Below are 17,447 nucleotides of genomic sequence, written 5' to 3'. Positions count from 1 at the left end.
CCAAGATCGTTCCGCGACAAGCACGGAAGTTCCCCCTGATCTCGGACACGTTTCCGCCATGCGGCGAGGGCGTGGTCCGTGGTCCGGCTCCGTTCTCCCTCACCTCCTCGGCGAGCCGCAGGCGACCATCGCGGAGCCCACCGTCCGACCGGGCACCGTGGGTATCGACGTCGCGTACTGCGGGATCTGCGGCACTGACCTGCACGAGTACCTCGACGGACCGATCTTCGTCCCGCCGGCCGGTCACCCGCACCCGATCTCGGGTGAGTCCGCCCCCGTGACCCTCGGCCACGAGATGTCGGGCGTCGTGTACGCGGTGGGCGACGGCGTCGAGGGCCTGAAGCCGGGTGACCGCGTCGTCGTCGAGCCCTACATCCTGCGCCCCGACGTCGACACAAGCGAGAACAACCCGACCTATCACGTCTCGCCCGACATGAACTTCATCGGGCTCGGTGGCCGCGGCGGCGGTCTCGCGGAGAAGATCGTCGTCGAGCGCCGGTGGGTGCACCCGGTCGGGGACGTCCCGCTGGACCAGGCGGCCCTCATCGAGCCGCTGTCGGTGGGCTACCACGCGTTCCAGCGCTCGGGCGCGAAGGCGGGCGACTTCGCCCTCGTCGGCGGCGCCGGCCCCATCGGACTGCTCACCTGCGCCGTGCTCAAGGCGATGGGCGTCGAGGTCGCGGTCTCCGAACTCAGCTCGCTGCGCCGGCAGAAGGCGCTGGACGCCAAGGTCGCCGACCATGTCATCGACCCCTCCGCCACCGATGTCGCCGAAGAGGTCAGGCGCCTCACCGGCGGCAAGGGCGCGGACGTCGCGTTCGAGGCCACGTCCGTCAACGTCGTCCTCGACACGCTGTTCGACGCGGTGAAGCCGGGCGGTGTCATCACGGTCATCTCGATCTGGGGCAAGCCGGCGTCGATCGACATGCAGAAGCTCGTCCTCAAGGAGGTCGACCTGCGCGGCACGATCGCCTACGTCAACTCCCACCCGCAGACCATCAAGCTCGTCCAGGAGGGGCGTATCGACCTGGCGCCGTTCATCACCAGGACCATCGGGCTGGACGACCTCGTCGGCGAAGGCTTCGAGACCCTGATCCACCACAACGAGACGGCCGTCAAGATTCTGGTGGACCCGCGCCTCTGACACGCGACGGAAGGCTGCACCCTCGGGGATGCCGGTGCGGGCGGGCGGCGGTGGCGTGGCTGACCGTCGCCCGCCTTCAGCGCAGCCTCCCGCACCCCGCGGCGACCAGGTCCGCGCCTCCCCCACCACGTCACTCACACCTTGCCGACGAGCCTGGACGTAAAGCCCTTCTGGAGCAGATAATCACCTCGGTAAGTTCCAGGTGAGTTCCACCATAAATTCTGTGTGAGCATTACTTCGGTTCCACGAATCGCCTGAAAATTGATTCAGGCTCATTTCATCGAGCTCTCACCCGAATTGCCCTTTCCTGGCACGCGGATCCCGTAATGTTTTCCATGTCGAAAGCGAACAGCGCTTACGGCAGAGGAACCCATCCGCAGGCAAGTGAGGAGAAGCCCGTGAGCTTCCACAAGATCGTCCCGGTCAAGAAGCACCGCAAGCCCGTCCCGGAGCCCAAGAAGTGGGCCCCGAAGAAGCACGCGCGGAAGTGCCCCATCGGCCGCGAGCACCGGCGCTGAGTCACCTCCGCGGGGTGTTACGAATTCCGTACACACCTGGTGTGCGGCCGGTAAGAAATTCACTCCCGGACACTGTCCGACCATTCACCGGAGAGGGAGAATTCCATGAGCTTCCACAAGATCGCCCCCATGAAGAGGACCGAGAATCCGGCCCTGAAGAAGCACGCCTCCAAGAGGGACACCCGGAAGAAGCACGAGTGGCGCCGCCCGGTCTGCCACCAGCGCTGACGACTCGCCACGAGGCGGGGCCACCGGAACACCTCCGGGGCCCCGCCTCGGCCTGTCACCGGTGACCGAACGACGGAAATCCCACGAGCCGAAGAGGAGCTGATGCCGACGTGCGCGACGTCAAGGACGCGTTCGCCCGGTTCTGGCCACTGACCCGCGGCGATCGCAGATGGCTGGCGCTGATCATCGGGTGCGTGATCGTGTCCGCACTGGCCGAGACCGCCTCGATCCTGCTCTTCGCCCAGCTCACCGACCACGCGCTGCAGGCGGGCTCACTCTCCGCCTTCTGGGGGCCGGCCGCGGCCTGGCTGGGTGCTGCCGCGCTGGGCGCGTTCGTCGGCTACCTGGGCAACTCGCTCGCCATCCGGACGGCGGAGAGATTCGTCCTGCGTCTGCGGGCGAAGGTCTTCCGCCACGTCCAGGACCTGCCGCCGCACTTCTTCCAGCAACACCGCCAGGGCGATCTGCTGGCACGCCTGACCGGCGACGTCGAAGCCATCGAACAGCTGGTCGTGTCGGGGCTCGTCGGCACGGTCTCCGCCGCCTTCTCCGCGGTCTTCTACGCGACAGCGGCGTTCTGGCTGCGATGGGACCTGGCCCTCGCCACCTTCCTCCTGGCACCCCTGTTCCTCTTCACGGCGCGCCGCTTCTCCGGCCGCATCAAGAAGGCGTCCCAGGACGAGCGTGCCGCCGACGGCGCGATCACCTCGGTCGTCGAGGAGTCCCTCGGCAACATCGTCCTCACCCAGGCGTACAACCGCAGGCGGGCGGAGGAGCAGCGACTCGAACGCGAGGCCCGCGCATGGATGCGGGCGTCCGTCCGAGGCGCGCGGGCGAGCGAGATGTACGCGCAGTTCGTCGAGGTCGTCGAGACGTTGTGCGTGCTCGCGGTGATCGGGCTCGGAGCGTGGGAGATTTCCCAGGGCCGTATGACGTTGGGCCAGTTGCTGGCCTTCGCCGCCTTCCTCGGCTACCTCTACCCACCACTGCGCAGTCTCGGCCAGCTGGGCCTGACCCTGACCGCCGCCACCACGGGCGCGGAACGCCTGAACGAGATCCTCGACGCCGAACCGGCGGTGACCGACCCGGCCCGACCCGTCGCCCCGTGGCCGGTGCGCGGCCGGGTCACCTTCCACGAGGTCTGCTTCCGCTACCCGGGTGCGGAGCACGCGTCCCTGCGGGACGTCACGTTCGCCGCGAGCCCGGGCGAACTGGTCCTGGTCACGGGCCCGAGCGGCGCGGGCAAGTCCACGCTCTCCAAACTCCTCACCCGCTTCTACGACCCCACGACGGGCGTGATCTGTCTGGACGGCGTCCCGCTGGCGGACCTGCCGCTGGAGTTCCTGCGCGAGAACGTGACCCTGCTGCCCCAGGAGACCCTGGTCCTCAGCGGCACGATCCGCGAGAACATCGAGGCCGGCCGCCCCGGTGCGAGCCGTGAGGAGATCGAACGCGCGGCCGGCAACGCGGCGGCGCACGACTTCATCGCCGCGCTCCCCGACGGCTACGACACGCACATCGCCCCGGGCACCGCGGCGCTGTCCGGCGGACAACTCCAGCGCATCGCGATCGCCCGCGCGATGCTGCGCTCCGCCCCGGTCCTGATCCTGGACGAACCCACGGCCGGCCTGGACGGCCCGGCCGCACGCCGGGTCGTCCAGCCCCTGCGCCGTCTGATGGCAGGCCGCACGACGATCATGATCACGCACGACCTGAGTCTGGCGGCCGACGCGGACCGCATCCTGGTGGTGGAGTCCGGGCGCCTGGTGGAAGCGGGCACCCACACCGAACTCCTGGCCCGCGAGGGAACGTACGCGGGGCTGACGGTGCTGCGGCCACCGCCGACCGCGGTCAGCCAGCCGGACAACACGCAGGTCAGGCTGCTGTCCGACGCCCCAAGCGCTGCCAAGACCGAGGGCTGGTGCAGGCGCGTCGCGTCTCACGCCGATCGCCACGGAGTCGGCTCGTGACGCACTACACCTGGCATGTATATACGAATATTTGAGCCGAATGAGAAATTCGTCTGCATTTCGTAACAGGCAGAGTTTCTCGGTATGTGCGGGCGTCGCCCAGTGGAGGATCAGTGCGTCTCCGGACGAACCGTCCGGAACGTGGCGGGGCGTCAGCCCCGCCTCGCACAGAGAGGCCTGATCATGATCAACGGGTTGAAAAGGGCTGCGGCCCTGGGAGCGGCGACCGTGGCCCTGGCCACCGGCGCGGTCGTCGGCACGGTCGGCACCGCATCGGCGGCACCGCAGCACCAGCAGCCGCCGGTGGCGTCGCACCACCAGCCGTCGGTGGTGTCGGACCACAGGCTCCCGGGGACGTCGGACCACAGGCTCCCGGGGAGGTCGGACCACAGGCTCCCGGTAGCGTCGAACCACCGGCTGCCGGTGACGTCGCACCACCGGCTGCCGATGGCGCCGCGCCACTGCGTGCAGGCGGCGGGCTACTGGTCCCGACTGTGGCACCCGGCATACCGGGACCGCTACCACCGCGCGCACGTCGGCTACTGGAGCCGCGTCTGGCACCCCGCCCACCGGGACTGCCGCCGCTGATCCCACAACCGCCGACGCCCACCGACAGGAGCGACGGCGAACGGACCGGCCTCCGGCCACTCCCCTCGAGGGCGTGCCGGAGGCCGGTCCGTTTGGCCGCACCCCCTCTCATCGGCCCGTGCGTGCCGGAAACCAGGCCCATGCCGGCCAGGCAGCGCGCCGCCCACGGAGGACGTCGCTGGGGAGCCGTCTCCGTCGGCCCGGCCACGACGATCAGCGGCGTTCAGCGCGGAATCACCCAACCCGGCGCCCAGGTCCCGGCGGCGTCGTGGTCGGCCGACGTGGCGGCGAGGTGTGCGCGCAGAGTGGCCAGCGCGGGGTGCGGGTTGTCGCGGTGCCACAGGAGCGAGTGCGGGTAGACGGGCGTCGGGTCCGTGACCGGGACGCGGCGCAGACCGTGGCCGGCCGGCCAGACGAGGCGGGTCTGCTCGCCCATGAAGGTGGCCAGGGCCGGGGTGTCGGCGATGGTGTCGAGGAGCGCGTCGGAGCCGAAGTTGGGACCGGTCGCCTCGATGGTGAGGCCGAACTCGGCGACGAGGTCGTCGTAGTAGGCGGCCCACTCGGTTCCGGGAACGATGCCGGGCATCCAGATCCGGTGCCCGGCCAGCTGGGCGACGGTCACCGACCGGGCGGACGCCAGCGCGTGGGCGGGGCCGATGAGCAGCTGGAGCCGCTCGTCGAGTACCCGGACGGACTCGATGTCCTCGGGAAGGGGCCGGCCGGGCGCGGCGACGGCGCGGAAGGACGCGTCGATCGCTCCGGACCGGATCGCGGCGACAGCCGTGTCGACGTCGAACAGCATCACCACGTCGAGGTCGATCTCGGGGTGCGCGCGGTGGAAACCGCGCATCAGGCCCGACGCCGAACCGCGCGAATTGATCACGTCGACGCGCAGCGGGCGGTGGCCGGTGCGCACGGACGCGACCGCCCTTTCGGCGACGCGCAGCAGCTCCCGGGCGTGGGGCAGGAACGCCTGCCCGTCGATGGTGAGCCGGGCGCCGCGTGGCGTGCGGGTGAACAGCCGCACGCCGAGGGCGCGCTCCAGTGCGGCGATGCGCTTGGAGACGGCCTGCTGGGTGATCGCCAGCTTGGCCGCGGCCTCCTGGAACCGCCCCGCGTCGGCGGCGGCGACGAAGGTCCGGACGGCGTCGAGGTCCATGCCGGTCACTCTATGGCCACAACCGACGGTTGTGGCTGGGCGGTCCTGCGGTTGTTTGATCCCTGGGCATGGTGCCCGCTTTGATGCTTCCGGTCGCGGATCGGTTGTTCAAGTGGGGAGTGAGGGGCGTCGGACATGAGGAACGGACACCGGCTGGGACATCTGCGCGGACACCGGCTGGGGCGGCGGTTCGGGTGGCTCTGGGCGGCGTACGGGACCAGCGCTCTCGGCACGTGGCTCGCCTTCGGCGCGTTCCCGCTGATCGCCATCCGGGTGCTGCACGCCGGACCGGCCGAAGTCGCCGCGCTCTCCTCCGTGGCGGCCGCGGTGGGCGCGGCCGTGGCGGTGCCGCTCGGCCCGTGGGTGGAGTTCCGCCGCAAGCGGCCGGTGCTGATCGCGACGGACCTGGTGCGGTGCACGGCGCTGCTGACGATCCCCGCCGCGTTCGCGTTCGGCGTGCTCACCTTCCTTCAGCTCCTGCTGGTCTCGGTCGTCGTCGCGGCGGCCGACATCACCTTCCGCGCCGCCTCCGGCGCGTACCTGAAGACGCTGCTGCCGGCCGAGGACCTGCTCGTCGCCAACGCCCGGTTCGAGTCCACGTCCTGGACGACCACGATCATCGGGCCGCCGCTGGGCGGCGCGGCGATCGGGCTCCTCGGCCCGGTGGCGACGGTGGTGGTCGACGCGGTCAGCTACCTGCTCTCGGCCCTGGGCATCCGCGCGACGGGCGGGGACGAGCCGCGGCCCGAACGCCGGGAGGCCGCGCGCATGCGGGCCTCGGATCTGCTCGACGGCTGGCGGTACATCCTCGCCGACGCGACGCTGCGTCCGCTGTTCTTCAACACCGCCGTGTTCAACGCCCTGGTGATGGCCGCCCAGCCGCTGCTGGCCGTCCTGATGCTCGGCCGGCTCGGGTTCGCACCGTGGCAGTACGGCCTCGCCTTCGCCGCGCCCTCGATCGGCGGGCTGCTCGGGTCACGGCTGGCCCGGCCGCTCGTCACCCGGTTCGGACAACACCAGGTGCTGGTCGTGACCGGGACGCTGCGCGTGCTCTGGCCCATCGGCCTGGCCTTCACGGGGCCGGGCAGCGCGGGGCTGCTGCTGGTGATGGGTGTCGAACTCGGGCTCATCTTCTGCTGCGGAGTCTTCAACCCCGTCTCCGCCACCTACCGCCTTGAGCGCACCGCGACCGACCGGGTCACCCGTACGCTGACCGCCTGGACGGTGACGACCAAGGCCACGACCGCGATTCTGACAGCCGCATGGGGGGTGCTGGGCGGCCTGCTCGGCCCGCGTACGGCCATCGGTCTGGCCGGTCTGCTCCTGCTGGCGACCCCGCTGCTGCTCCCCCGCCGCGCGACAGCACCGCTCACCGAGTCGGCACCGGCACCGACCCGCACCTGACGGGCCGCCACCGCCGCGGTATCCCCGATCCGGCCGCGCCGCCCTCCCCGGATCGGTTCACCCCTCCCCATGCGGTACGGGTCCGTCAGTGTGCGCCAACGATCGTTGACCTGGCTGAAACGATCGTTTATACGACGGGTGTCGTCCGCGTAGGCTGCACGCCACATCACGACTGACCACTGATCAGGACCGGGAGAGCACCGGTGAAGCCCACGTCGTCCCTCCCCGAGACGCTGCAGCGATTAGACGCGCTCATCGAACGGCAGCAGCTGAACCGTGCGGAACTCCTCGACCCGCGCTGGCTCGCGGAGAAGACAGCCCTGCCGGAACGCACCGTCCGCACCCTCCTCGCCGGCCGGACAGCACCCCGGGAGGAGGTTGGTGAGCGGGTCTGCGCACGGGTGAGAACCCTCGCCGACTCCTACCTGGCCAGGACCGGGAGACGAAAGCCGGAGCTGGTCGCCGCGGTACACCGGCAGTGCGGCGTCTCCGAGGTCTGGGCCCGGCAGATCATCGACGGCAAGAAGGTCCCCTCCGTCGAACTCCTCCACGGCCTGGTGAAGTTCTTCGACCTCACCGAGTCGAAGGAAGCCTTCTTCACCGACGAGGCCCCCGACGCCCTCAACCGCGCGCTGCTGCCGATCCTGAACAAGTACGAGAACCCCGAACAGGACCCCGTCCAGGCCCTGCTGAAGAAGTACGGCGTGGTCGCCGCGGACCTCCGCCACCACGGAAGCCTGACCACCGGGCAGCTGGAGACGCTCCTCGCCGGCGTCATCAGGTCCGTCATGCCCCCACAGGAGGACAGCGGCCGATGAGCACCCGCGCCATGAAGACGCTGCTCACCGCCCTTGGCAAGGAAGCGGCGACAGCCCTCCGGCGGCCGGCCGAACCAAGGGCCGTCATGCACGAGTTCTGCCGGGCCATGAGTGCGCGCACGGGCCGCCCCGTCCAACTGGTCTTCCGCTCCTTCCCCACGGACCTGCCCGTCCCGGTCTCCGGCATGAGGATCGGCTTCGTCGATCGCTCCGTCATCGTGGTCGAGCAGAGCATGCGCCCCGAAGCCCAGCTCGTCATCCTCGGGCACGAACTGTGGCACGAGGAGAACGGCGACTGCGGCCACCACGTCGCCGGCCTGAACGCAGCGGCCCGCGCCACCACCAGCACAGCGCCCGAAGCCGTGCGGCGAGCGGTCGAGCAGATCCTCGCCACGGAGGAGGTCCCACGGGACGCCCTCCTGACCGTCGCGGACCGGTCCGACTCCGTCGACAGTCACGAAGTGGACGCGGAGACCTTCGGGTTGCTGTTCGGCCGCGAGGTCCGCACGTGGATGACCGGCCGGTACGCGCAGGATCCGGTCAGCGCGACCACCGTGGAGGGCCGCCTGAACCTGTCGCTGCTGAACCGGAGCGGACGCGTTATCCGATGAGTCCTCACTTCCACGTCCCGTACATCCTCCCCACCGCTCTGCTCGCCGTCGCGCTCGCCGTGAAGGCCCCGACGTTCGTCCGGGCCTGGCGCGATCCCGACGTCAGGGCAACCACCCTGCTGCTGACCTGGGCCACGGCCGTCCTCGTCGTGATCACCCCGGTCAACATTCACCGACTCAACGTGCTCACCGGCGTACCGAACATCGCAGCGCCATGGGCGTACTCGTTCCTCACCGCCTTCAACGCGACCGGCCTGACCATGATCATGCGGTGGCGGGAGGCACCCTCCGAAGGCCGCCGACGGCGGATGATCCGCATCTACTGGATCTACGCGGCCGTCGGTGTCGGCCTCTGGGCGACGTTCCTCCTGGCCGACGCCCCCGAACCCCGCATCTACGACCTCGACACCTACTACTCCAGTACGCCGTGGATGCGCGAGCACATCCTGTTGTACGTGCTCGCGCACATGGTGTCGTCCCTGGTCGCCACCTCCATGCTGTGGAGGTGGCTCCCGGAGGTGACCAACCGGTGGCTGAAGAGCGGCGTGATCTTCCTGCAGATCGGATTCGCTCTGGGTCTCGTCTTCGACATCACCAAGCTGATCGCGGTCGGCGCCCGCTGGTTCGGCACCGATCTGGACTCGCTCAGCACACAGGCCGCGCCGCCGTTCGCGCTCCTGGAAGCGGTCTTCGTAGCCCTTGGTTTCATCGCTCCCCAGGCCGGACCGGCCCTGCAGGGCTGGAGCCGGGACCAGCGTGACTACCGGCGGCTCCGGCCCCTGTGGCACGCGGTCCGCGTCGTCAAACCCGCCTCGGCCGCCGCCCGGCTCGGCTTCTGGGCCCCGCTCGACCTGCGGCTGATCCAGCGCCAGCAGCGCATCCACGACGCTCTGCGCCTGCTCGCCCCCTACCTCGACCAGGGCCTCTACCGGCAGGCGTACGAGGCGGCCGCGGCCGCCCACGACGCCGACCGGGCCCACGGGATCGCCGGAGCCCTCGCCATCCAGGCCGCCGCCGACGCCTACCGCAACCAGACCCCCACCAGCAGTGGCCAACCCCACCAGGTCGCAAGCGACATCGCCGACCACATCGACGCCGTCTCCCGGGCCCTGAGCCGCCGCCGCACCATCGGCGGCATGCGCCAGCGGGTGACCAGCACAGAGAGCGTGACCGCACATGCCTGACACAGCCACCGGCAGGGCCACCGCCCTCGTCATCGGCGCGAGCGCCACGGGACTCTTCGCCGCCGCGGCACTCACCGAACATGCCGACGTCACCCTCATCGAACGGGACACCCTGCCCGACGGTCCCGAGCCCCGCCGCGGCGTCCCCCAGGCCCGGCATGCCCACCTGGTGTGGAGCGGCGGCGTACGCGCCTTCAACGACCTGGTGCCCGGCGTCGTCGACGACATCGTCGCCGAGGGCGGCCGCCTGGTCCACATCATGGGCGACATGGTCTCCCGCGCGCCCAACGAGGTGTGGTTCCGCCGCTTCACGTCGACACACCACCGCAACCTCGTCAGCTCCCGCGACCTCCTCGACGCCGTCCTGCGCCGGCACGTCCTCGCCGACGACCGGATCACCCTCCGTCAGGACACCACCGTCCTCGCCCTCGAGGGCGACGCCCGCCGTGTCACCGGCGTCCGGGTCCGCACCGGCGACGACACGGCGGTCCTCACCGCCGACCTCGTCATCGACGCCTCCGGCCGTGGCTCCCGGGCCCCCCAGTGGCTCGAGGACCTCGGCCTGCCCCGCGTCACCGAGCGGGAAGTCAACGCGGGCGTCGCCTACGCCACGCGCGTCTACCGCGCACCCGCCAAGGCCGCCAGTGACTTCCCCCTCGTCAACGTCCAGGCCAACCCGGCCAAGGCGCCCGGCCAGGGCGGAATCGTCCTCCCTGTCGAGGGCGGCCGTTGGATCGTCACGCTCGCCGGCACCCGCGGCGGCGAACCCACTGGCGACCCCGACGCGTTCGTGGACTTCGCGCTCGGCCTGGGCGACCCCGTCATCGGGGAACTGCTCAAGACCGCGGAGCCGCTCGGCGACGTCGCCACCACGCGCAGCACCGCCAACCACCGCCGCTACTACGAGAAACTCGCCCGCTGGCCCGAAGGGTTCACCGTCCTCGGTGACGCCATCGCCGGATACAACCCCGTCTACGGCCACGGCCTCACCGTCGCCGCTCAGGGCTCCCTCGCCGTCCGAGACGTCCTGCGCACCACCCCGGTCACGGCCCCCGGTCTCGCGCGACGCCTCCAGCGCGCCGCGGCCCGGCCCGTCGCCGCCGCCTGGGACCTGGCCGTCGGCCAGGACGCTTTCTACCCGGGCGCCACCGACACCCCGCCCACCGCCGTGGAGCGCTACCTCGCCGCGTTCGTCGACCGGGCGGTGGCCACCGGTGCCCGCAACCCGCGCGCGCTCGGCGCCCTCCTGGACGTGATGAGCATGGAGAAGCCGGCCACCCGCTTGTTCTCCCCGGACATGCTCGTCCCGATGCTGCTCGGGCCGAAGCGACCGTTCCTGTCCAAGCCGCCCCTCACCGAAGACGAGCGAGCGGCCGCCAACTCCTGACCAGGATCATCTCCGCTCCACTGGACCACCCCACCAGGCCTCGTACCTCTGGCGTACGGGGCCCGGTACGACCTGGCCGCCATCCGGCAGAACCCTGCGGACCAGCCCCCCTCGCCCGCCGACTGGAAGGGGACGGGACACGTGGCGTGTCTCGCTTGCACGGTTCCCCCACCGCAGGCGCAGGCCCTCTCACAGGAGCTGGTCCACGAGCACGGCAGCGGGGTCGTCCGACGCGGGGGCGGACATCGAAGGTGGGTACCGTCGGGGCATGATCACCGACTCGACCGACGGCACGGTATCCCCCTTCCCCGGCCAGGGCCGACCCGGGCAGCGGATCGGCAACCTCCTTGGCTACTTGACCACGCCCCTTCTGGTGGTGGTCCCGGCGATACTCGTGCGAGTCGGTCTGGTCGGCGACGGGTTGTGCGTGCTCGCGCTGTTCTCGCTCCCTTGCGGTGCCATGGCGGTGTACGGCGTCAATCAGGGCTGGCACGCACGACTGCACGCAGGCGGCCTGCTCTCCAGTCGCACGCTCACCGGCCGACGTACGGTCGATGTCACCCAGCTCAAGAAGGTCGGCTGCCTGGAGGTCTCTGGACGCGGTACCAGCGCTGACTGGCTCATCCTGACGGACATACACGGCACCCGAATCGTCATCGGCAAGCTCGCAGGTGGGAAGGAGACACCTGATGCCGCAGTGCGCGAGGCGCTGCTGAAACGCTCGGGTCCACCTGTTCTCGTCTCCGGCCGGGCAGCCGAGCGGCTGCGCGTCGAAGTCGGCCGCGGGTGGGGCAACCGGCTCCGGCCCGGACGCTCCGGATCCGCGGTGCCTGCCGCCTTCCTCCCGCTGCTCCTGGCCCTGGTGGGCATGCCGGTGAGTCTTGGCCTCGTGGTGGTGAGCCTGGCGCTCGGCGGCGTGCTGTGAACCCGCGGGCGACGGCGCTTACGCTGCCCGACGGTCAGTCGGCGCCCCCGACTGGATACCGCATGCCTCAGGCATACCCGAGAACGTTGGCTCGCTCGGGACGAGTTGTGTAAGCGAGGTCGCGGGTGGCGCAGAGCGCCCGGTGACCGGAGGCCCCGGGCCGGAATGCCTGGACTCCAGGCCTGGGAGCACGTCAAGGTGGGGTCATGAGCGATCACTCCGCGGCGCCTGTCGCGCCCGTCGAGGCCTATGAACCCCCTTACTACGTGGCTGTCTTCACCGCTGCGCGCACGCCTGACCAGAGCGGCTACAGCGAGACCGCCGCGCGTATGGAAGACCTGGTGAAGGACGTCCCTGGTTTCCTGGGGATGGACCAAGCACACACTCCTGGTGGGCTGTCCATCACCGTCGGGTACTTCCGCGACGCCGATGCCCTCACCCAGTGGCGGTCCGACGCCGAGCACCGCGCGGCGCAAAAGCGCGGGCAGGCCGACTGGTACCAGAGCTACACGCTGCATGTGGCGAAAGTGGAGCGGAGCCACGGGTTCACCCGAGCGTAGGTCTGTCCAAAGGACGGGATCAGGCAGAGCGGCCGCGCCGGGGCAGCAACTGGTCGTAGTGGACCACCGGGCGGCCGTCCGCCGTGTGCCGATCGACCGGTCCGGTGGGGGGGCTGCTCCTGTGGCGGGCCGATGACGGACTGACCGATCTGCCCGGCGAGCCAGGAGGCGTACGGCTCCTCGGCGGCCGGCCGCTGCGCCGCCTGGCGACCGAGACCTCCGCCTACTGCTGGCCACCGACCGCCACAAGCTGTCGCGCCACGCGCAAGGCTGATGCAGGGTCGGCGGTGCGGAAGACCGGGTACGCGATGGAGTCGGACACGCCCGCAGCCTGCCACAACCGCCGTCGGGTCACGCTGGACATGGCGAGAACACGGGTAGCGGCGGTGGAGGAGTCCGCCCCGGTCAGGCCGACGCCTCAGCCGAAGGTGACCCGGAACCTCCGGTTCGCCAGGCTGGGGTTCTTGGCGCGTACGGCCTCCACCCGCGCGGCGTCGACGACGGCGGATGCCACCCCGGGGGCCTCGCCCGCCGACGCGGCCACATGGCCCATCGGGTCCACGATGATGCTCTGGCCTGTACAGGTGGGGCCGGTCTGCCCGCAGGCCAGGACATACGCGGTGTTCTCGATCGCCCGGGCGCGGACCAGCGTGGTCCAGTGGTCCTCCTTGGCCGGACCGACCACCCAGGCGGCGGGGACGACGAGGGCCGTGGCACCCGCGTCGATCAGGAACCGGGCCATCTCCGGGAACCGCAGGTCGTAGCAGGTCATGACGCCGAAGGTGACCCCCTCCAGGGTGAAGAGCAGCGGCGAGGGCGAGTGGGCCTGGACACGCTCGGACTCGCGGTACCCGAAGGCGTCGTAGAGGTGGACCTTGCGGTACACCCCGAGCGGATCGCCCGTCCGGTCCACCGCGAGGACGGTGTTACTGGGCCGCTCGCCCTCGGCTGACGGCGTCTCGGTCATGCCCGCCACGACGGCGATGCTGTGCCGCCTGGCCAGCGTGCCGATCGCGGTGGCGAACGGGCCGTCGATCGGCTCGGTGTGCGCGACGATGTCCGCCTGGACGTCGAGGTCGGAGTACATGGCGTTCTCGGGCAGCACGACGAGGTGCGACCCCTGGGCGGCCGCCTGCCCGATCAGGGCTGCGGCGGCCTCGAGGTTGGCGGCCTTGTCGGTGGTGGCGTTGAACTGGCCGACGGTGGTGAGCATGGTCTGTCCGTCTCCTAGCGGTGCCGGCGGAGGGTGCAAAGGGCTGGAAAGCCGTCCTCGAACCACGCGTAGTCCGCTCCGGTCTTCGTCATGCCGCCCATTCCGTGGAGATCCCTTCCATGGCGTGGAGCGTCGGCATGCGCTTGAGCGCCACAGCCCCCGGATGCCCGGTCCCTGCTGGCGAGCAATCCGGGGCCGGCCCTTCCTACTCCTGGCCTTCCGTGTCGGGGGCGGCGCGGCTGGCCAGTCGTTCGTATCGCTGTCTGGCTGCTTGCGGAGTGCCAAGCCCGAGGCCGAAGGCGATCTCTTGCCACGTCATGCCGCGGCCCCGTGCCATGTGGAGGAGTCCGGCTTCCAGTTCGTCCATCTCCCCGCGCACCCGTGGGACGAGGCTCAACGCAGCCGTGATGTCGGCGTGGTCCACCTCCGGCTCACCGTCGCCGAGCTGTGCGGCCCCACTGAGCAGGAACGATACGAGTCTGACGGCTTCATGTGGCCCGATGACCGAGGGATGAACCTGTCGGTGGCGTTGCTCGTCGGTAGTCGCGTGTCGCTCGGCGATACGAAACAGGGACGCGTGGACGCGGTGCGCTCGCGCCTGTTCCGGCTGTGGGGGCGTGAACGGGTCGGCGTGCTGTTCAGGAGTCGACGGCATAAGAAGAGGATGAGGAGTTCATGAGCCGTTGTCAATGTTTCGTTTTGAACACTTCATTCAATCGAATCGGCTGATCCGAGACGCCGTTTGCGCTGTGCCTGCACAGGTTCGCGGTCGGGCGGCGCGGATCGACTTCAGCGCGGCCCGGGTGTTCACGGCGCCCCTCTTACGGCGGCTGACGCCCCCACAGGGCGTCATCGCCGATCGGGCACCCGGTCAAGGTGTTCCGGCAGGCCCAGCCGGAGCCTGCGCCAGCTGAACTTCCGCTATTGACTGGTCAGTTGAAATCACGTCACGCAAGGAGATCTGTCCACCCGAGGCCTCGCCGCGAGGGCGAATCCCGCGGGTTGATCGTGACTCGATACGGGCCCTGACATCCACCCCATGTGCCCTGAAGCCTGACCCGCCCACGCTTGGCATCTGACAGGCCCTTCGCTCCGGCGTTTCCAGGCGACCCGCTGCCGCACGGGTGAGCAGGCGTCAGAGATCACCTTGAAGGCCTAATTCCCCATCAATCTACCCCGGAAAGGGAACCGTTTGACGTGCCGTCAGCAATTGAGGGGGCGAGCCTGCGGGCCCCCCGCGTCCCCCATTCGGCTCCCCGATCCCAGCCCTTCCGATAGGCCCGAAATGACAGCTCTGGGGGTGGTCATTACGTTCAATCACACGTCGGCTGTCACAGCCGGCCTCTCAGAGAGAGGAGCAAGGCCCATGGTCATGACCCGTTCCACCGCAGTCACCGCGGCCATCTCCGCCGCTTCCGCACTGGCCGCGACAAGCATCACCTACGCGGCCGCCGCCCCCGCACAGACGCTCCAGGCGGCCCCGGCCGTCGTCCAGCAGGCGCCCGCCCAGGCGACGATGGGTGACGAAGGCGGACAGGGCAAGGGCAACGAGGGCGGCGGCGGTGGCCGCGGCGGCGAAGGCGAGCACGGCAAGCGCGGCAAGCGCCACCACAAGATCGGCCGGATCCACATCAACGAGCGGACCTACGCCGCCATCCCGGACGGCTGCATCACCGTCGTGAGCGGCCTGGGCTCCAAGAGCCTGAACATCCGCAACGACAGCAAGCACTCCGTCGAGGTCTTCCGCGGCGCCACCTGCGACAACGGCGCCCCCGTCGCCACCGTCGGCCCCCGCAGTGAGGCCAACGGCATCAAGCCTGGACACGCCGGAACCGTCTTCGCCAAGGACGGAGTCGTGGCCAGCTTCCGAGTGATCAAGCGCCACTACGACGACTTCGACTTCGACTTCGGCTTCGACGACGACGACTACGACTTCTGAACCCAGACACATCAGCAGCAGCACGCGAAGCATCCAGAACCCCGGCCCGCCGCAATCGGGCCGGGGTTCTGGCTTTCACACCCCCGAGCGCCCGGCGCATGGCGCCTACACCTGGCCAGTGCCTGACAGTCCACGCACCCTTGCGCGCCATCCTAGAACCGGACAGAAGGCTCCGCGAGAGTGCCCGCGCTGACGTCCTCCCGCGTCACCGGTTCACCCCCAAGGGGACTCCCGCTGAAACACCCCCAGTTGGCGGTGTTCCCCGGCATCGGACACCAGCCTTCTTGACGCCGACCGGCTGAGCCGAACGGGTGACGGAAGCGAAAAGCCGCATACCTGGAGCAGTTCCCCCACCACCCGCGGAGCGACAAGCCAAGGGGCGGGCTGGGGCGGCGCGGCACTAGCCCCTCCGCTGAACCGGCCGGCTCACTGTCCTCTCCGGGGCCCGGACGGAGATCGACTCCGAGCCCCGAGAGGGCGTCAACTGGTACGCGAGGGGCCACCTTTCACGCCGTGAGTTGGCGCGGGGGCGCGGGGCCGCCGATCAACGACTTCAGTGACAACCTCGTCCTGGCCGACCTGGAGGGGCTCCGCAATCCGCAGAGGGCCCCGATGCCGGCGCCGGCCACCTTGCGGCCCGAGCACTGGCAGATCTCCTGACGACCCGTTCCCCCGGACTGCCATGCCCGGGCCCCACTTCTCTGGCATGAGAGGCCCGGGCAGCCTCCGGCTACTGCCATGACGGGGTGTCGGCCCCCCGGTGGGCGGACCTGTCGAAGGCCGACGCCGGCCGGGTGAGGGGTCGTCATAGGCCCCGACTCCGGCCCTCACCCCTGCCCCTGCCCCTGCCCCTGCCCCTGCCCCTGCCCCTGCCCCTGCAGGACGGTGGCCCAGTCCGCGCCGGACTGCGGACGGCACAGACAGCAGTCTCCTCACGGGGCAGGACTGCCGGGATCCGGCCCGTAGCCATGGCCCTGCCCATCCCGGAATCTGATGAGTCCTTCGCACCGCATTTCCAGGCGACCCGCTGCCGCATGGGTGATCAGGCATCAGAGATCACCTTGAAGGCCTAATCCCTCATCAATCTGCCCAGCAATTGCGACAGATTGACGTGCCGTCAGGCAATGCGGAAACGGGTCTGAGGGTGTTTCGGGTCCCCCATTCGGCTCCCTGACCCAGGCCCTTCCCATACGCCCGAAATGACAGCCCTGGGGGTGGTCATTACGTTCAATCACACACCGGCTGTCAAAGCCGGCCTCTCTGAGAAGGAGCAAGACGTCATGATCATGACCCGTTCCAAGGCCGTCACCGCGGCCGTCTCCGCAGCCGCCGCGCTCGTCGCGACCGGCATCACCTACGCCACCGCCGCCCCCGCGCCCGAGGCGGCCCCGGCCGCCGTCCAGCAGGTACCCGCCCAGGCGCCGATGGGCGGCGAGGGCGGACAGGGCGGACAGGGCGGACAGGGCAAGGGCAACGAGGGCGGCGGCGGTGGCCGCGGCGGCGAAGGCGGCGAAGGCAAGCACGGCAAGCGCCACCACGAGATCGGCCGGATCTACATCAACGAGCGCGAGTACTCCGCCCACCCCGACGGCTGCATCACCGTCGTGAGCGGCCTGGCTCCACGAGCTTCAACATCCGCAACGACAGCAAGCACAGGGTCGAGTTCTTCCGCGGCGCGACCTGCGACAACGGCGCCCCCGTCGCCACCGTCGGCCCCTGGAGCGACGCCACCAACGTCAGGGTCGAGCACGTCAGGGGCGGCGTCCACGTCAAGCACGGAGTGGTCGGTAGCTTCCGGG

General features: G+C 70.1%; 17 protein-coding genes. 14 read left to right on the top strand and 3 right to left on the bottom strand.

Features of this window, described 5'->3' with window-relative positions; genetic code table 11:
- Positions 1-58: 58 nt before the first annotated feature.
- From ACTYVM_RS24760 to ACTYVM_RS24745, 4 genes are all read left to right on the top strand, one after another.
- Positions 59-1,144, top strand: coding sequence for a 2,3-butanediol dehydrogenase (locus ACTYVM_RS24760; RefSeq protein WP_445528071.1), 1,086 nt, complete (start codon positions 59-61; stop codon positions 1,142-1,144).
- A gap of 623 nt (positions 1,145-1,767) precedes the next feature.
- A complete protein-coding gene (locus tag ACTYVM_RS24755) occupies positions 1,768-1,890 on the top strand; it encodes a hypothetical protein (protein WP_445528070.1) in 123 nt (40 codons plus the stop codon).
- 110 nt (positions 1,891-2,000) lie between these two features.
- Positions 2,001-3,860, top strand: a complete 1,860-nt coding sequence (locus ACTYVM_RS24750) for an ABC transporter ATP-binding protein (protein ID WP_445528069.1) — start codon at positions 2,001-2,003, stop codon at positions 3,858-3,860.
- A gap of 183 nt (positions 3,861-4,043) precedes the next feature.
- Positions 4,044-4,448, top strand: a complete 405-nt coding sequence (locus ACTYVM_RS24745) for a hypothetical protein (RefSeq protein WP_445528068.1) — start codon at positions 4,044-4,046, stop codon at positions 4,446-4,448.
- Between the two features lie 223 nt (positions 4,449-4,671).
- On the opposite strand, the gene ACTYVM_RS24740 is transcribed toward ACTYVM_RS24745, so the two are convergent.
- On the bottom strand, positions 4,672-5,607 hold the full coding sequence (locus ACTYVM_RS24740) for a LysR family transcriptional regulator (RefSeq protein ID WP_445528067.1): 936 nt from the start codon (positions 5,605-5,607) through the stop codon (positions 4,672-4,674).
- 135 nt (positions 5,608-5,742) lie between these two features.
- Here ACTYVM_RS24740 and ACTYVM_RS24735 point away from each other — a divergent pair, with 135 nt between their 5' ends.
- The 7 genes from ACTYVM_RS24735 to ACTYVM_RS24705 all read left to right on the top strand — a co-directional run bounded on the left by ACTYVM_RS24735 (position 5,743) and on the right by ACTYVM_RS24705 (position 12,496).
- Positions 5,743-7,011: an MFS transporter gene (locus tag ACTYVM_RS24735; RefSeq protein ID WP_445528066.1), complete on the top strand. Its 1,269-nt coding sequence runs from the start codon at positions 5,743-5,745 to the stop codon at positions 7,009-7,011.
- A gap of 203 nt (positions 7,012-7,214) precedes the next feature.
- Positions 7,215-7,829 (top strand): hypothetical protein, encoded by a 615-nt coding sequence (locus ACTYVM_RS24730; protein ID WP_445528065.1) that lies wholly within the window; start codon positions 7,215-7,217, stop codon positions 7,827-7,829.
- Entirely contained in the window at positions 7,826-8,440 is a 615-nt protein-coding gene (locus ACTYVM_RS24725; RefSeq protein WP_445528064.1) for a toxin, read from the top strand. Before ACTYVM_RS24730 ends, ACTYVM_RS24725 begins: the two co-directional genes overlap by 4 nt.
- Complete coding sequence (locus ACTYVM_RS24720) at positions 8,437-9,624, top strand: MAB_1171c family putative transporter (RefSeq protein WP_445528063.1); 1,188 nt, start codon at positions 8,437-8,439, stop codon at positions 9,622-9,624. Before ACTYVM_RS24725 ends, ACTYVM_RS24720 begins: the two co-directional genes overlap by 4 nt.
- Positions 9,617-11,011 (top strand): FAD-dependent oxidoreductase, encoded by a 1,395-nt coding sequence (locus ACTYVM_RS24715; RefSeq protein WP_445528062.1) that lies wholly within the window; start codon positions 9,617-9,619, stop codon positions 11,009-11,011. The genes ACTYVM_RS24720 and ACTYVM_RS24715 overlap by 8 nt, the downstream gene beginning before the upstream one ends.
- Positions 11,012-11,279: 268 nt before the next feature.
- Positions 11,280-11,936, top strand: coding sequence for a hypothetical protein (locus ACTYVM_RS24710; protein WP_445528061.1), 657 nt, complete (start codon positions 11,280-11,282; stop codon positions 11,934-11,936).
- Positions 11,937-12,142: 206 nt separating this feature from the next.
- Positions 12,143-12,496: an antibiotic biosynthesis monooxygenase family protein gene (locus ACTYVM_RS24705; protein ID WP_445528060.1), complete on the top strand. Its 354-nt coding sequence runs from the start codon at positions 12,143-12,145 to the stop codon at positions 12,494-12,496.
- 418 nt (positions 12,497-12,914) lie between these two features.
- Here ACTYVM_RS24705 and ACTYVM_RS24700 read toward each other — a convergent pair whose 3' ends face one another.
- Positions 12,915-13,709, bottom strand: a complete 795-nt coding sequence (locus ACTYVM_RS24700) for a carbon-nitrogen hydrolase family protein (RefSeq protein ID WP_445528059.1) — start codon at positions 13,707-13,709, stop codon at positions 12,915-12,917.
- 205 nt (positions 13,710-13,914) lie between these two features.
- Positions 13,915-14,364, bottom strand: a complete 450-nt coding sequence (locus tag ACTYVM_RS24695) for a DNA-binding protein (protein ID WP_445528058.1) — start codon at positions 14,362-14,364, stop codon at positions 13,915-13,917.
- A gap of 717 nt (positions 14,365-15,081) precedes the next feature.
- Here ACTYVM_RS24695 and ACTYVM_RS24690 point away from each other — a divergent pair.
- The 3 genes from ACTYVM_RS24690 to ACTYVM_RS24680 all read left to right on the top strand — a co-directional run.
- Positions 15,082-15,648 carry a hypothetical protein gene (locus tag ACTYVM_RS24690; protein ID WP_445528057.1) on the top strand — a complete coding sequence of 189 codons (567 nt, stop codon included), beginning with the start codon at positions 15,082-15,084 and terminating at the stop codon, positions 15,646-15,648.
- A gap of 513 nt (positions 15,649-16,161) precedes the next feature.
- Positions 16,162-16,308 carry a hypothetical protein gene (locus ACTYVM_RS24685; protein WP_445528056.1) on the top strand — a complete coding sequence of 49 codons (147 nt, stop codon included), beginning with the start codon at positions 16,162-16,164 and terminating at the stop codon, positions 16,306-16,308.
- A gap of 620 nt (positions 16,309-16,928) precedes the next feature.
- On the top strand, positions 16,929-17,447 hold a 519-nt coding region (locus ACTYVM_RS24680; protein WP_445528055.1), incomplete at its 3' end, for a hypothetical protein.

The organism is Streptomyces cyslabdanicus (assembly GCF_052663305.1).
This window is presented reverse-complemented; position numbering and strand designations above follow the sequence as displayed.

Bases quoted from the DNA above. Each gene is read 5' to 3' on its own strand.
- ACTYVM_RS24720 (WP_445528063.1), top strand. From the start codon at position 8,437: ATGAGTCCTCACTTCCACGTCCCGTACATCCTCCCCACCGCTCTGCTC.
- ACTYVM_RS24745 (WP_445528068.1), top strand. From the start codon at position 4,044: ATGATCAACGGGTTGAAAAGGGCTGCGGCCCTGGGAGCGGCGACCGTG.
- ACTYVM_RS24710 (WP_445528061.1), top strand. From the start codon at position 11,280: ATGATCACCGACTCGACCGACGGCACGGTATCCCCCTTCCCCGGCCAG.
- ACTYVM_RS24695 (WP_445528058.1), bottom strand. From the start codon at position 14,364: ATGCCGTCGACTCCTGAACAGCACGCCGACCCGTTCACGCCCCCACAG.
- ACTYVM_RS24705 (WP_445528060.1), top strand. From the start codon at position 12,143: ATGAGCGATCACTCCGCGGCGCCTGTCGCGCCCGTCGAGGCCTATGAA.
- ACTYVM_RS24690 (WP_445528057.1), top strand. From the start codon at position 15,082: ATGACCCGTTCCACCGCAGTCACCGCGGCCATCTCCGCCGCTTCCGCA.
- ACTYVM_RS24700 (WP_445528059.1), bottom strand. From the start codon at position 13,709: ATGCTCACCACCGTCGGCCAGTTCAACGCCACCACCGACAAGGCCGCC.
- ACTYVM_RS24725 (WP_445528064.1), top strand. From the start codon at position 7,826: ATGAGCACCCGCGCCATGAAGACGCTGCTCACCGCCCTTGGCAAGGAA.
- ACTYVM_RS24735 (WP_445528066.1), top strand. From the start codon at position 5,743: ATGAGGAACGGACACCGGCTGGGACATCTGCGCGGACACCGGCTGGGG.
- ACTYVM_RS24755 (WP_445528070.1), top strand. From the start codon at position 1,768: ATGAGCTTCCACAAGATCGCCCCCATGAAGAGGACCGAGAATCCGGCC.
- ACTYVM_RS24760 (WP_445528071.1), top strand. From the start codon at position 59: ATGCGGCGAGGGCGTGGTCCGTGGTCCGGCTCCGTTCTCCCTCACCTC.
- ACTYVM_RS24715 (WP_445528062.1), top strand. From the start codon at position 9,617: ATGCCTGACACAGCCACCGGCAGGGCCACCGCCCTCGTCATCGGCGCG.
- ACTYVM_RS24740 (WP_445528067.1), bottom strand. From the start codon at position 5,607: ATGGACCTCGACGCCGTCCGGACCTTCGTCGCCGCCGCCGACGCGGGG.